The organism is Massilibacteroides sp., from assembly GCF_028705895.1.
GTDB lineage: Bacteria > Bacteroidota > Bacteroidia > Bacteroidales > Tannerellaceae > Massilibacteroides.
This window is the reverse complement of record NZ_JAQWCQ010000014.1, coordinates 23,018-38,234: the sequence shown is the minus strand read 5'-3', so window position 1 is coordinate 38,234 and position 15,217 is coordinate 23,018. Positions and strand designations below refer to the sequence as shown.

Annotated in this window: 9 protein-coding genes; 4 read left to right on the top strand and 5 right to left on the bottom strand. The window is 40.0% G+C overall.

Annotated elements, in window-relative coordinates:
* Positions 1-4: 4 nt before the first annotated feature.
* Both PHT93_RS05510 and PHT93_RS05505 read right to left on the bottom strand, forming a co-directional pair.
* Entirely contained in the window at positions 5-3,097 is a 3,093-nt protein-coding gene (locus PHT93_RS05510; protein ID WP_300240466.1) for a TonB-dependent receptor, read from the bottom strand.
* Positions 3,098-3,220: 123 nt separating this feature from the next.
* Complete coding sequence (locus PHT93_RS05505; protein ID WP_300240464.1) at positions 3,221-4,417, bottom strand: MFS transporter; 1,197 nt, start codon at positions 4,415-4,417, stop codon at positions 3,221-3,223.
* 204 nt (positions 4,418-4,621) lie between these two features.
* Here PHT93_RS05505 and PHT93_RS05500 point away from each other — a divergent pair, with 204 nt between their 5' ends.
* Positions 4,622-4,954 carry a helix-turn-helix transcriptional regulator gene (locus PHT93_RS05500; RefSeq protein ID WP_300240462.1) on the top strand — a complete coding sequence of 111 codons (333 nt, stop codon included), beginning with the start codon at positions 4,622-4,624 and terminating at the stop codon, positions 4,952-4,954.
* Positions 4,955-5,811: 857 nt separating this feature from the next.
* Here the strand turns inward: PHT93_RS05500 and PHT93_RS05495 are convergent.
* Both PHT93_RS05495 and PHT93_RS05490 read right to left on the bottom strand, forming a co-directional pair.
* The gene (locus PHT93_RS05495) at positions 5,812-7,428 is read right to left on the bottom strand and encodes a RagB/SusD family nutrient uptake outer membrane protein (protein ID WP_300240460.1); all 1,617 of its coding nucleotides are present in this window, start codon (positions 7,426-7,428) and stop codon (positions 5,812-5,814) included.
* Between the two features lie 18 nt (positions 7,429-7,446).
* Complete coding sequence (locus PHT93_RS05490; protein WP_300240458.1) at positions 7,447-10,506, bottom strand: TonB-dependent receptor; 3,060 nt, start codon at positions 10,504-10,506, stop codon at positions 7,447-7,449.
* Between the two features lie 183 nt (positions 10,507-10,689).
* On the opposite strand from PHT93_RS05490, the gene queF reads away from it, so the two are divergent.
* Positions 10,690-11,145 (top strand): preQ(1) synthase, encoded by a 456-nt coding sequence (gene queF, locus PHT93_RS05485; RefSeq protein ID WP_300240456.1) that lies wholly within the window; start codon positions 10,690-10,692, stop codon positions 11,143-11,145.
* Positions 11,146-11,204: 59 nt separating this feature from the next.
* Positions 11,205-11,996: a DUF1080 domain-containing protein gene (locus PHT93_RS05480; protein WP_300240454.1), complete on the top strand. Its 792-nt coding sequence runs from the start codon at positions 11,205-11,207 to the stop codon at positions 11,994-11,996.
* A gap of 9 nt (positions 11,997-12,005) precedes the next feature.
* On the opposite strand, the gene PHT93_RS05475 is transcribed toward PHT93_RS05480, so the two are convergent.
* A complete protein-coding gene (locus tag PHT93_RS05475) occupies positions 12,006-13,766 on the bottom strand; it encodes a DNA polymerase III subunit gamma/tau (protein WP_300240452.1) in 1,761 nt (586 codons plus the stop codon).
* 85 nt (positions 13,767-13,851) lie between these two features.
* Here PHT93_RS05475 and hemG point away from each other — a divergent pair, with 85 nt between their 5' ends.
* Positions 13,852-15,216 (top strand): protoporphyrinogen oxidase, encoded by a 1,365-nt coding sequence (hemG, locus tag PHT93_RS05470; RefSeq protein WP_300240450.1) that lies wholly within the window; start codon positions 13,852-13,854, stop codon positions 15,214-15,216.
* Position 15,217 lies beyond the last annotated feature (1 nt).

The window sequence follows — 15,217 nt, the reverse complement described above, 5'->3', positions numbered from 1 at the left end:
AAATTTAGAATGTTACTGAAACACCGAGATTCCAGATACGACGCTGCGGATATTCACGGCCGGTATCGTTCGCTTCCGGGTCTTGCACTTTCACATCATCAATAGTAAAGATGTTCGTTCCTGTTACAGATAACCTCAAGTCCTGAATTCCGGCATTACGGATAGCTGGGAAATTAAAAGTATATCCTAATTCAATATTTTTCAAACGCAGATAATCCGTTTTAAACTGATAATACGTATTCTTTTGATCTGTACCATTCTTTGCCCAGTATTCATTTTCACGGTTATATGCACGTGGATGTTCTACCATTGGGTTTTCTTCCGTCCAACGATTATCGTACATAAATTTATAGTAGTTTCCAGCTTCTCCGGCTCTCTCACGCCAAATATAGGTAATAGCCCCCGTAGCTCCTTGAAATAAAGCTTTGAAATCAAAATTATTCCAACGAAGCGCCGTAGTAATACCAAACACAAAAGGTGGTTCTGAGTTTTTATTTGAACGGACACGGTCATCCGAATCTATAACACCGTCATCATTGACATCGACATATTTTATATCTCCCGTACGGGCGTTTGCCCAATGAGGATAACTGTCCAATTCTTCCTGCGTATTAAACACCCCGTCAGCAATGTACCAAAGTTCTGTATTTACTCGTTTGCCTGTACGTTTCTGATAATCCGGAATACCCGGAGTTTCATCCCAGAATAACAGTTTATTCTTTGCATAAGTCATATTGAAAGACAAATCATACTCCACTTTACCGGCTCTGTCGCTCCAGTTAACCAATGCCTCAATTCCTCTATTATCCATTTTACCAATATTTTCTCTTGGTAGCGAAATCCCGGATATTTCCGGTAATGACGCATTTCTATAGATCAACATATTCGTACGTTTCTGATAGAATAGGTCAGACTCGAGACTTAAACGGTTATCGAGAAATTTGAATTCAAAGCCGATATCATAAGTCGTTCCCACTTCCCATGTAATATTGGGATTCGGCGTACGAGTCGGATACAATGTTTTCTGGAACGTCGTCCCAAACATATATTCAGTGCCAAAACCGTAAGTATTTAGATACTGAATCGTTCTGTCCACATTCCCATCACTATCAACCAAATAGTCACTACCTGTTTGTGATATAGATCCACGCAGTTTGAAGTAATTGATAAAACTGAGGTTTTCCTGCCAAAATGCTTCTTCTGAGGCACGCCATGCCGCAGAAACACCAGGAAAGAAACCATAACGCTTTTCTTTCGGGAAGCGATAAGATCCGTCATAACGGAACACAAATTCAAATAGATATTTTTCCAAATAGTTATAGCTGGCACGACCGAAATAGTTAATACGGCTTTCCTTCCATGAGTAACCTTCTGTTTCCATATCAGTCACAGAGCCATTATTGATTTCATCCAAAGCATCGGAGATAAAGTATTTACGCGTTGCCCTTACCATCCGCCAGTTGTTCTCCTGCGCTTCGATACCGAGAGTAACCCCGAAATTATGATCTCCAAACGAACGGTCATAAGTAGCCACCAAATTAGCCATCCAGTCATTTTGTTCTTCACGTCTTTCTTCCAGCTGAGGCTGAGAAACACCCTTTAAAGCCGGAGTTAGCGTATGTTCCGGATTACCATCCCATGTATAAAGCGTAAATGGCGTTTCAAAACGACGGCGATTCTTAAAATGCTGGTCGTATGAACCTGTTCCGGTAAGTGTCAAGCCTTCTACTCCGGGAACTTTCAACGTAGCCCTCAAGGTGTTCTGAATAAAATATTCTTTATAAATATCTTCACCTGTTGCAGGAGTAGCACGAACTACGGGGTTGTCGCCATATTCAATATCCGGACCAGGCTCACCACTAGGCCAGTAAGCGGGTAAAATAGGTTTACTTCGCACCATAGAACTAAAAATATCCCCAGCTCCACGTGCCGGATAGTTTGTTACCTGTAAACGGTTCACACTACCATAAGCTATATCCAAGTAGTCATTCACTTTCATATCCAGATTAACACGTACGCTGTACTGGTCGTAACGGTTTGCTGATTTCTTATAGATACCATCTTCCCCATTGGCAGCCAAAGCCATAAAAAATTTAAATCGATCACTTCCTCCTGAAATACTCAAATCATGACGATACAATGGAGAGTAATCTTTAACGGTTTCTTCATACCAGTTTGTATTCGGATGTCCCCAAGGATCTGAACCATCCTGATATAAACGCAGATCTTCTTCGGAATAACGAGGAGTACGTCCGGAGTATTTATCAATTTCATTCACCATAGTAGCATATTCAAAAGCGTTCGCTAATTCCGGAATACGTGTTGGCTGTGAAAACCCCATACTACCGGTGTAGGTAACCGTAGGTTTTCCTTCCTTTCCTCGCTTTGTAGTAATAAGAATAACACCATTTGCAGCACGTGAACCATAAATTGCAGCTGCAGCATCTTTCAGGACAGACATAGACTCGATTTCGTTCGGGTTTATACGGTTCAATCCGCCGGTACGTCCCGGAACACCATCAATAACAACTAACGGATCATTATTTCCCAAAGAATTTGTACCACGAATACGGATTGTTGTTCCGCCTCCGCCAGGCTCATCGGAGCGTTGCCAACCAATCACACCAGGCATACGACCAACCATCGCATTTGACAAGTTTGTGGTTGGGGAAGCTTTGAGCTCCTCTCCTCCTACACTGGCTACAGCTCCGGTAACAGTCACTTTCTTCTGCACGCCATAACCAACGACTACGACCTCATCAATCAATTGAGTATCGTCTTTCAACGTCATATCAATAACAGTATTAGAGCCGACTGTTACTTCTTCCGTTTTATAACCAATAAAAGAGAATACAATAACGGAAGTGCTACTCGGCGCTTGAAGCGTATAGTTTCCATCTAAATCAGAGATCGTACCTATCGTAGTTCCCTTTACCGAAACGTTAACGCCAATAAGCGGTTCTCCTGTAGCGTCAACAACAGTACCTTTTATTGAAATACTTTGGGCAAATCCGGGTACGCAACATAATAGTAATAATAAGGTAAACAAGAACGAAACAGTTCTTTTACCATTCTTTTTTGTTTGTTTCGTTAACATAGATTTTCATTAAATTTTGATTTTAAACTCTTATTGAATTTTGGATAGTTCTGAGGTATCCATGTTTGATTAATAATTGTGGTTTTCTAATTATGTCATAAGCAATTATGTTTTTAATTAATACTAAGTTGTTTTATTCTCTTTAAAAAACATCATAAATCCAATGAATATAATAGTGATCATAATCAAAGGAGCAATCCAGATAGATACCCATTCGTATGAACCATTGGAGGTATATCGGTCAACTACATTTCCGGCAACCAAAGTTCCCAGATATTTTCCTACCCCATAGGTTGCAAAGGCTATAAGCCCTTGTGCTGAATTACGCAGATTGGATGGAGATTTTTCATCAACAAACAATTGTCCGGAAACAAAAAAGAACGTAAAACAAAAGCCATGGAATGGAAGCGCTGCATAAATAAACGCTGTCATTCCGGTAGATGCGCCTAGTGCGAAAAAGCCATATAAAGCCATCCAAACAAAAATTGCGATGCCGATACTGCCTTTATACCTTAGTTTTGAGAAAAAGAAAGGAAAAGTAAATAAGAAAAAAATCTCTGCGATTTGTCCCAGACTCATTGCTGCGGCTGCATTCTTTATTCCAATATCATTTAAGTACAAGTTTGTAAATGAATCGTAGAATGCCAGTGGGATACAGGTTAATGCAGAAAAAATAAGCAACATGGAAAATGAACGTTCTTTCGTTAATTTGAAAGCGTCAAAACCAAGCATTTTAAAAAAGGAAACTTTCTCCTTGCTTCGTTCCGGCTTCTTATAAGGCAGAATGAGCGCTAACGCAAAACCGCCTATTGAAGAAATCCCTGCAACGAAGAAGGGGGTAGATAGATGTTCTACATTTAGTACGCTAACTAATACGCCTGCAGCAATCCAGCCAATGGAGCCTAATAATCGGATTCGGGAAAATTCTTTTCCGGGATCTTTCAGGTTTTCAAAAGAAATGGAGTTACAAAGCGCCGTTGTCGGCATGTAGCAAATAGTGTAGATAAACAAGACGGGGAAAAAGAGTGAAAATTCTTTGATTTGGGTAAGCCAGAACAGCAGACCGGCACCTACCAGATTTAAGAATGCCATAACATGGTTTGCTGAAAAAAAACGGTCAGCTATCATCCCTACTATAAACGGTGAGATCATTGACGCAATAGCTGCTGTACCATAAGCAAGACCGATCTGAACACCTGTAAAATTCAAGGTTTGGCCTAAATATGTTCCCATAGTAACATACCATGCTCCCCATATGAAAAACTGCACAAACATCATTGCAGATAACTGCAATTTTGGGGTGGTTAATTTCATTTCCATATCAATAAGTATTAATAAATTTAAGCTAACAAAGTCGCACTCTTCTCAACAGAAGGAAAGGTGTCTCTTATACATTTATTCGCAAATATATTACATTTTGTTATACAAACAAATGTTAATGTAATTTTTTATTACAAAATAAAAAAACAGATATGAAATACAACTGATATATTGCAAAGTCTAATCATACTGGCTCTTGCTTTAATGAATAAAATACTAACAAACATTGATATTATAAGGCGTAACAAGGGGTTTTCTCAGGAATACATCGCTTCAAAAATAGGTATGAAACAGGCAGGTTTTAGCCTAATAATGTCTGGGGAAAGAGAATTAAAATACCGCACATTATTGCATATTGCAAACGTCTTACAAGTAAGTGTCATAGATATAATCACTTATCCTGATAAATATCATCTTCAAAAAGAAGAGAACGTTTCTACCGATACAGTTCTGCAAATTAAGTTAAACGGGAAAAAAGAAGAAGAAGTTTTACGAATTATATTTGGTGAGGAAGGGACTAATTTGCTTAACAAGTAAGGTCAAAATTAAAGGATAGTAATAAGAAAAAAAATATAAAGGATATTTTCGGAAATATTAAAGGATCAGGCAAAATATCGGGTTGTTATGGTAATCATCCATCGTGATACGTCTATACTGCAAACTGGCATTTTAGAGACTACGCTAAGCAGAGGCTTCCAACAAAATCAACCCCATTCATATTGTTGATTTACAATACATTAAAATCAATCGAATAGTTTTGATTTTTTTGTTTTATTTTGACAAATAGATACTTTTTTCGTCCTTTTACTTACGCGTAAAAAAATGTCCATCCTTGTTTTTTGATTTATAGCATCGTTTTAGACCAATAAATATTGTATTTAGACTAAAATAGCCCGTTTTTTACCGAAAATATAAAGGTTATTTTCTGAAAAATATCCTTTATATTCAAAAAAAGAATAGAATCTTTTTCCAAAAAGAATAGGGAGATTTTATCCATTGCCTTTTTTTGTTCAATTTTGATAATTCAAAAAAACGGGCATGCCGTATCGTTCGTTTTAAGGGTGGTTTTTCGGTGTTTGTTTTTCGGGTATATATATTGTCGTTTTATTTAATAAAGCGCGTTAAAACAACGCTGTTGAGGCCGACGACAATTTGTCTGAAAATGACAAATTTTGCTATTATATTGTTTTTTATTTCACTTTTTTATATTTGCTGTCCACGATTTGTTTTAACCTATCGAGGTAATCCCATTAAAAACGACATAATCCAAGTGTAATAACAACCGGGGTTTCGGACTGATCCATATAAAGGATATTTTTGCAAAAATATCCTTTATATTTTTCGTCCTCAATTTCATTTGAATTTCAACAACTAAAAAAGCCGTTTTTTGGGGCTTAATAACCGGGGTTTTGTTTCCAGTTTTTGTTCTCATCCAATACGCTTTGGGGGACGGGTAGTATGCGACATTCTTTGTCGAAGCGTGCAGTAGGAAATCCTTGTTTATGAAATCCATATTCGTTTTCATACGTTCCGAAACGTATCATATCGTTGCGACGCCAGTTTTCATCAAAGAATTCACGTCCGCGTTCGTCTAAAAGTTCCTGAAATGTAAGCGTACCATCAAATGCAGGAGCCTTTACGTACGCACGTATCTGATTAAACAAAGACTCGGGAGTGTCGCCGTTGGTTGCTGATGCTCCACGCAGAATGGCTTCTGCCTTAGTCAGAAGAATATCTGCAAAACGGAAGACAGGCACATCGTTACTTTGGTTACGGCTATACTCTCTGTATTCCGTTGGATCCGGATAAAACTTTATCGAACGATAGCCCTGACGCCATCCATTGAAGTCGGCACCTGTATTGAGCTGCTCGTTCTCAGCCTTTAGCGTAATTGTCTTGGAAAATACTAACGGAGATGTTTCCTTGTAAATAAAAGGAACTGCTGTGGGTTCGTAGGTTGAAGCATCATATATATATACTTCGCCACCGAGCACCGCATTGTTTCGTTCGTCTCCTTCCAGGCTGAATAAGTCGGCAAATTCGGGGTTCATGGCATAGTTTCCTGCACACGAATTACCCATTTTCCCTCCATAGTATCCGCCATTACCGTCATCAATACGACGAAAAGTACGAAAGCGACCATAGTACATCCCCTTTGCTGAACGGCTATCAAAGGGCATAGCATAAATAAAATCCTTGATATGCACGCCATTATCCGGGAAGAATTTCTTACGGAAACTGTCACTCAGATCAAAGAGGCCACTCTTAATAATTTCATCACAATACTTCACACAGTCGTTAAGTTTTCCGTTAGCCGTACTTGGGCTATATGCCGTAACGTCGCTACTTGTATATACAGTCCAATTGATGTAAAGTTTTACCAATAAAGCCTTTGCCATCCATTGATTCGGTTTACCATAGGTTGCTGCATTGTTTTTATCAGAGAGGTACGGCAAAGATTCAATCAGTTCATTTTCTATAAATTCAGCGACTTCTTTACGGGGTTTACGTTCTATAGCTTCATCTTCGTCGGGAATTCCATCCAGCACGGGTACGTCACCAAAACTATCCATCAGAATAAAATGATAGAAAGCTCTCATAACTCTTGCGGGAGCGATATTCGCAGGATCAGCCTCATCACCACCCAGGTCAACAATAATCTGATTACATTTCGTAATACCACTTGACAGATCACTCCAATAAGCCAGCCCGTTATCATTCGCCATAAAGTTATGCAGTGAAGGATGGCTGTTTACACCACCATCGTAGTAGTCTCCGTCAAAACTAATCCCTGTAGCTTCATCAGACGACAAAGTTTGTGTACGATTATAAATCCCCCCGAGAGCCTCACGGAATGCATAATAGACATCTGCCATTTTTGCTTCAATTGCCACTTCTGAGGTTGATGGATATTCTATGTACTTCGACTTAACATCAACATCAAGATCCGTGCAACCGGTAGTCAGACTAAAAACGCCTGCTGCTATAAATAGTTTGATATTATTCTTCATCTTGTTTTTTGTTTAATTTTAGAAGTTAACTTTCATTCCTACCATGAATGTACGCGTACGCGGATAGTAGTTTTCTCTCCATTCGATGCCGGGAGTGAGTCCACCCAATTGCACTTCGGGGTCAGAACCTTTATATTCAGTCAGCGTGAATACATTGTTGCAAGTGGCGTAAAGTGTCAGGTTATTGATCCAACCATCCAGATTCCCGAAGTTGTATGCTAATGACAGAGTAGCCAGACGCAGATAGCTTCCATTTTCTATATAGCGATCTGAAGGAGTCTGTGCATTCACATCCGTAAATTTCTGATCTGTCGCCACTTCTTTCAGCACATTCTTTCCTGACGATATCAATGAGATGGAGTTGTATTGTGCCCGCAAGGCATTAAATATTTTATTTCCTAATACACCCTGGAAAAACATACTTAATGACAGGTTCTTGTAGTTCAATGTATTATTCCACCCATAAGTCAGTTTAGGTTGTGCACTTCCTGTCTTTGTCCGGTCAGAATCTTTAGGGGAGGTTGTCATTTCACCCGTACGTTCGCCTGTTTCCGGATCGCGTTCGTAAAATTGGGAAACGCCTTCTTCATTATATCCAGCCCACTCATATGTATAGAATTGTCCGATAGGCGATCCCTCCATCAGGCGTTGCACGTAAACGCCACTATTTCCGGCAATAGAAGGATAAGCAATGTTCTGATAATCGACAGAGAAAGTCTCGTTAGATAGTTTTTCTACCACATTCTTGTTGTGCGCCAGGTTGATCGTTGAGCTCCATTCAAATTCCTTTGTACGTACCGGTATTGCATTTAGTGTAAACTCAATACCTTTATTACTGATATCGCCCACATTTGCAGTCATCGTACCAAAGGGATAGCGATTCGTTGACACGGGATAGTAATAAATCAAGTCGCTTGTACGCTTGTCGTAATACTCGATCGTACCGTTCAGGCGGCTATTCAGAAATGCAAAATCCAGACCGACATTGAACATCCCCGTCTTCTCCCATTTCAAATCCGGATTGGAGTTATTGGTTGCAGCCAATGTATGTTTGTTAGATGTATTTCCATCAGCATCCGTATAGCTGAACCAACCGGACTCACCATAAGTTTTGATGGCGGTATAGGCATCAAATCCTAACGAGTTACCACTCACGCCATACCCTACACGTAATTTCAAATCATCAAACACCCCTGTATTCTTAATAAAGTCTTCTTCGCCTAACCGCCATGCTACTGAAACAGAAGGGAACGTTGCCCAACGATTATTCTTTCCGAAAGCAGAAGATCCATCACGACGTAACGTAGCCTGCAAACTATATTTACCATTATAAGCATAATTCAAACGTCCGTAAAAAGAAATCATTCGCAAAGTAGATTCTGCCCCACTCTCTACCCCGTCAATGCCATCAATTACATTCGCGTATGTGAGGTTATAATATTTTACATAGTCGTTATAAAAATCTTTCACAGTCACCCCAAAGCCGTCGTTACTATTCGTTTCTTCCCATGAATATCCGGCCATTGCTCCGATACGGTGTGCATCTGCCAGAACGGTTTCGTAATTAGCATACGTTTCAAACACACTCTTGTTGCCAAAGTAGGTATTACGTGTAGCCTGTCCGTTATTTCTAACATACTGGGATTTTGTAGTATGGTATTCGCTATATGTACTCTGATCGTTCATATATGAATAGTTTGCACTCCAGGTCAACCCCTTGAACAGATTAAGGTCAGCCTTACCGGTGATCATCATTTTTTTATAGACCGTCTTTTGAATGTCTTCGTTAATCATTGATAAGGGATTAAAATACTGTGTTACGCCAAAAGACTCATACCATGAACCATCCGCGTTCTTTACCGGTTGAGTCGGCGAATAGTAGTTCATCGCATCTGTTACACTACCTCCACCATCATTCATAACAACACCTTCGTGTGTAGATTGACTCGCATTAACCCCGAGTGACAATGTCAAGCGATCTTTCAGTATTTTAGACTGCGCCAAAGCTCTTCCGCTCAGGCGCTCTTTATCAGTTCCCAGTATGGCTCCCTGTTGGTCCATATAGTTCAAACCGATATTATAATTGGATTTATCGTTACCTCCGCTCACAGCCACGTGGTGGTTATAGGAAACTCCCGTGCGTTGTATTTCCTTTTGCCAATCAGTATCAGCCCCTTCATCGTTAGGTAAAGTAAAATTGTTTGCTGCTGCATAATTACGCAACTCCTCTGCACTCATCAGATCAAGATTTTTAGAAATCTTATCGAAAGCAACATAACCATTATAGCTCACATTTGCCTGTCCTTTCTTACCTCGTTTGGTGGTAATAATAATAACTCCATTAGCCGCTTTCGATCCGTAGATTGCTGTTGCCGTTGCATCTCTCAGCACATCAATAGTCGCAATATCATCCGGAGCAACTAAGGAAAGGTCAACTCCCGGCACACCATCTATAATATAATAGGGTTGCATAGCTGATCCTTCACGAAGTGTAGAAGCACCACGAAGCATAATTGCCGGAGAACTGTTCGGGTCGCTTGACTGCGTAATAGTCAAACCCGCCACCTTACCTTGCAATAACTGAGCCGGATCAGTATAAACTCCTTGATTCAGGTCATCAGACTGTATCGTTGTAATCGAACTCGTTACATCCTTACGACGCATTGTGCCATAACCCACAACAACCACCTCGTCCAAAAGTTGCGTTCCTTCTTTCAGCACAATATCCAGAGTGGAAGTTTTACCATCAAACACCTGAACATCATTCATCACCATTGTTTCAAATGAGATATAACTTATCTGTACAGAAACTTTTCCGGCAGGAATATCACTTAGCGTAAACTTTCCATCGATATCGGTAATTGTCATAAATCTTGTTCTGGGAACTATTACAGACGCTCCGATTACAGGTTCGCCTTTTTCGTCATTCACTGTCCCCGTTATTGAACCGTTAACGCCTTGGCTATTGGCATTTACCGACAACAACAGAAGAAGCATCCATAAGCTTAAAGAGAAATAACTCTTTTTTTTCTGCTCGAAAAAATGTCTTAATCGAGATGAGAGTAATTTTTTTTGCATAGTTTCAATTAATATTAAGTCCTTGTTTTCGTGCGCAAAGGAAAGCCAACAAGATAAAAAGGCAGTTAATTTCATATTAAGATTCTGTGACGGATTTTCATTCATCAAGAAATATATCCATCATATTTTTTATAAGTTTGTTCGGATAATACAGCAATTCTATAAATTAAAAAAGAACATCAGATGAAAGAAAGTGAAGAATTACATTTATTAGGTAACGATACGGTTTACAAACAGGACTACGCCCCCGAAGTATTGGAGGCTTTTACAAACAAGCATCCGGAGAATGATTATTGGGTACGATTTAACTGTCCGGAATTTACCAGTCTATGCCCTATTACCGGACAACCGGATTTTGCAACAATACACATTGATTATATTCCTGATATAAAGATGGTGGAGAGCAAAAGTCTGAAGCTATATCTGTTTAGTTTTCGCAATCATGGTGCGTTTCACGAAGATTGTGTAAATATTATCATGAAAGATCTGATCAGGTTGATGGATCCTAAGTATATTGAGGTGACAGGTATATTTACTCCGAGAGGGGGTATAAGTATTTATCCGTATTGTAATTATGGGCGTCCGGCAACTAAATATGAGACATTATCTGAAAAAAGATTATTTAATCACAATCAATAGATGTCATCAAAAAATGTACTTTTGTATATACGTTAATTACGAATTTTAATAATAATATCATGTTGAAAAGAAACTTAACAACAAAGGCAGGTCTTTTGGTATTGGCTTGTGCTGCTTGTGGCACGCTTTCTGCTCAGAAAGAATACCCAAAACAAGAAAAGATGACTCCGGGCATGTCAGAGTATTGGACACCACAGCCGTCAATCGTTACTCCGGGAAATACAAATTCAAATGCTTTTCTTTCGGCGCCATCAGACGCTGTAGTTTTATTTGATGGAAAAGACCTCTCTGCTTGGGAAAGTGCTAAAGGAGGAGAAGCAAAATGGAAAGTTCAGGATGGTGCATTTACGGTAGTGAAGGGTACCGGTGATATTCAAACGAAACAAAAGTTTGATAGTTTTCAGTTGCATATTGAATGGCGCATTCCGGAAGGAATCACAGGAAAAAGTCAGGCGCGCGGTAATAGTGGCGTATTTCTTCAAGGATTATATGAGATACAGATATTAGACTGCTACAATAATGAAACTTATGTGAACGGTCAGACAGGTAGTGTGTACAAGCAAACTCCTCCTTTGGCAAACGCTATGCGCAAACCGGGTGAATGGAATGTATATGACATTATTTACAGTGCTCCGGTATTTAAAGAAGATGGTACATACCGTGTTCCTCCTCGCGTAACGGTTATCCAGAATGGTATCGTGCTACAAAATAACACAACAATTCTTGGTACTACCGAGTATATTGGTTTTCCGCAGGTTAAAAAACATGGAGCGGGACCACTTATCCTGCAAGATCATGGAGACCCAAGCGAAGCGATCAGTTTCCGTAATATCTGGATCAGGGAATTATAATATTTTCGTTTAATCTATTCTTAGATTAAACTCCTCTTTCAACCGGGCGAGAACAGGGTTTTCTTTTAACAAATGTTCATATCGCTCGGTTGCTGTATAAGCAAGATGCTTTTCATTTGTTTCAACAATCCGGATGCGCATTTGTATTTGCGTATTGTTCAGTTTTGAACGTAAAAAGGTTAAGATATCGACACTGTTTGTAGCCAACTCATCCTGTTGTCCGGGATTATGAACTGCCACCTCAAAATAAAAGTTTTCCTGCAAAACCGGTTTACAATTAATCATCGTATTCTTCAGATAGACTTTCTTATCTATCTGGGTTGAAAATTCATCCCAATACCTGATCAGGCTCTCTTCTTCAAAAGGCGTGCTCAGTACTTTTCCTACAACTTGTGTATTCGTATTTACTTCTTCCTGAGGTTTCTCTTTCACTATCTCCTTTAAAGAGATTCCCATTGGCGGACGAGCTGCATTTTTCTTTACCGGAGTTTCCGTCGGCCTCTCGGGAGCAGCGGAAACGGGCGTATCAGCAGGCATTTTAGTTGTTATTACCTGCGGTTGAGCAGCAGCATTTGATACTGCAGGTTTGGAAACAGGCTGAGAAGCCCGGTATTGTTGATCTGCTTGGTTAGGCAGCGGTTCAATCAGGCCTTTTTTTTTACTATCTTCAGTTGCGGCAACCGTTAACTGACATAACTGAATTAGCGTTAACTCCAGAAGCAATCGTTTATTTCTACTTGTACGATAATTCAGGTCTGCACCATTCGCTAATTCAATTGCTTTATATAACAGTGATTCAGAACAACGTTTAGCCATTTCTTTGTAACGTTCGCGGATAGAAGAACCGACTTCAAACAGAATTAGCGTTGCCTCATCGCGGCAGACCAATAAATCACGGAAATGAGAAGCCAATCCGGTTATAATATTTTGTCCGTCAAAACCTTTACCTAAGATATCGTTAAGAATAAGCATTGCTTCCCGTACATTTCCGGCTACTATGGCATCGGTCAAACGGAAATAGTATTCATAATCTAAAACGTTCAGGTTATCAATAACCGATTTATAAGTGATATTACCACCACTGAAACTGGCTACCTGATCAAAGATAGACAAAGCATCACGCATTCCGCCGTCTGCCTTTTGCGCAATTACATTCAGAGCTTCCGGTTCAGCTGTTATTCCTTCACAAGAGGCCACATATTCCAGATGCTCTACCATATCGGCAATAGAGATACGTGCGAAATCATAAATCTGACAACGGGAAAGTATTGTAGGCAGTACTTTATGTTTTTCAGTTGTCGCTAAAATAAATAAAGCGTGATGGGGCGGTTCTTCCAATGTTTTCAGAAATGCATTGAAAGCAGCAGAGCTTAACATATGCACCTCATCAATGATAAACACCTTATATTTTCCGATAGCGGGAGGGATACGTACCTGATCGATCAACGAACGAATATCGTCCACAGAATTATTAGAAGCAGCATCTAATTCATGTATATTATAGGAACGCTGTTCGTTAAACGCCTTGCACGATTCGCATTCGTTACAAGCATCTCCTTCAGGCGTTAAGTGGAGACAGTTGATCGTTTTGGCAAAAATACGCGCGCAGGATGTTTTACCTACGCCGCGCGGCCCACAGAACAAATAAGCATGGGCTAATTTATTTGTTTGTATAGCATTTTTCAAAGTAGTAGTCAATGATTTCTGTCCAACTACACTACGAAAAGTTGATGGGCGGTACTTTCTTGCTGATACAATATAATTGTCCATTTCCTGCATTTTTATTCCTATTACACAAAGATAGGCAAAAAAAAGATTTTTCCGTAAATTTGCATAAACATATAGACAGAAAGAGATGCATGTAAGGCAGGTTGATGTAGTGATTGTCGGTGCCGGGCTAACCGGGTTGACCGCGGCTTTTTATTTAAAACAAAGAGGAAAGAATGTTTTACTCCTTGAGCGTTCAAATCGTACAGGCGGACAAATACATACTTATCAGAAAGATGGTTTTACGTATGAAAGCGGACCGAACACCGGAGTTATTTCTTATCCGGAAGTGGCCGAGTTATTTGCTGCATTAACTCCTGATTGCAAATTGCAGACAGCCCGTGAAGAGGCTAAGCGTCGTTATATATGGAAAGGGGATCATTTCAGGGAACTGCCATCCGGGTTGTTCTCAGCCTTGTTTACTCCTTTATTCTCTTTTACGGATAAATTCCGGATTCTTGGAGAACCGTTTCGTGCAAAAGGTACGGATCCCGATGAATCGGTTGGTGAACTTGCTCGTCGAAGATTAGGTAAATCTTACCTTAACTATGCAGTAGATCCATTTCTTTCGGGAGTTTATGCCGGAGATCCGATGAAATTAGTGACCCGTTATGCACTTCCTAAGCTCTATAATTTAGAACAACAATACGGAGGGTTTATCCGCGGGACAATAGCCAAAGCGAAGCTACCCAAAACGGATCGTGACCGCTTGGCCACCAAACAAGTTTTTTCTGCCGAAGGAGGTTTGGGTGAATTATCGGCAGCATTAACGAAGCGAATCGGAGAGGATCATATTATCTTATCTGCAGCAGACATACAGATAAAGCCAGGAAATACAGGGTGGGAGGTCGTTTATGCAGACGAAAATGGCAATCAAAGAATACAGGCCGACAAGATAATTACAACTGTTGGGGCTTACAGTCTGCCTGCTCTCCTACCTTTCATTCTAAAAGAAGATATACAAAAGATCAGTAACCTGAAGTATGCCCCTATCGTACAAGTGTCGGTCGGAATCAAGGACACGGGAAAATTACAGTTCAATGGTTTTGGCGGATTAGTTCCATCTTGTGAAAAGAAAAACGTATTAGGCATTCTTTATCCCTCCGCCTGTTTCCCGGGTAGAGCACCGGAAAAAGGAGCTTTGTTTTCCTTTTTTATCGGTGGTGTAAACCACAAAGACTTAACAGAATTGACCGACGGCGAATTGAAAGCCCTTATTGAACGTGAACTTCACGATATGCTTAAATTTCCGAAGGGGACAAAACCGGATATGCTTCATATCTTTCGTCATCCCCGTGCTATTCCACAGTATGAACTCAATAGCGGAGAACGGTTTAAAACGATCGAAACAATCGAACGCCTCTATCCCGGTCTCCATTTAGCAGGCAACATCAAAGGCGGAATTGGTATGGCTGACCGCATCCGTCAGGGAACCGAATTGGGAAAACTGTAAG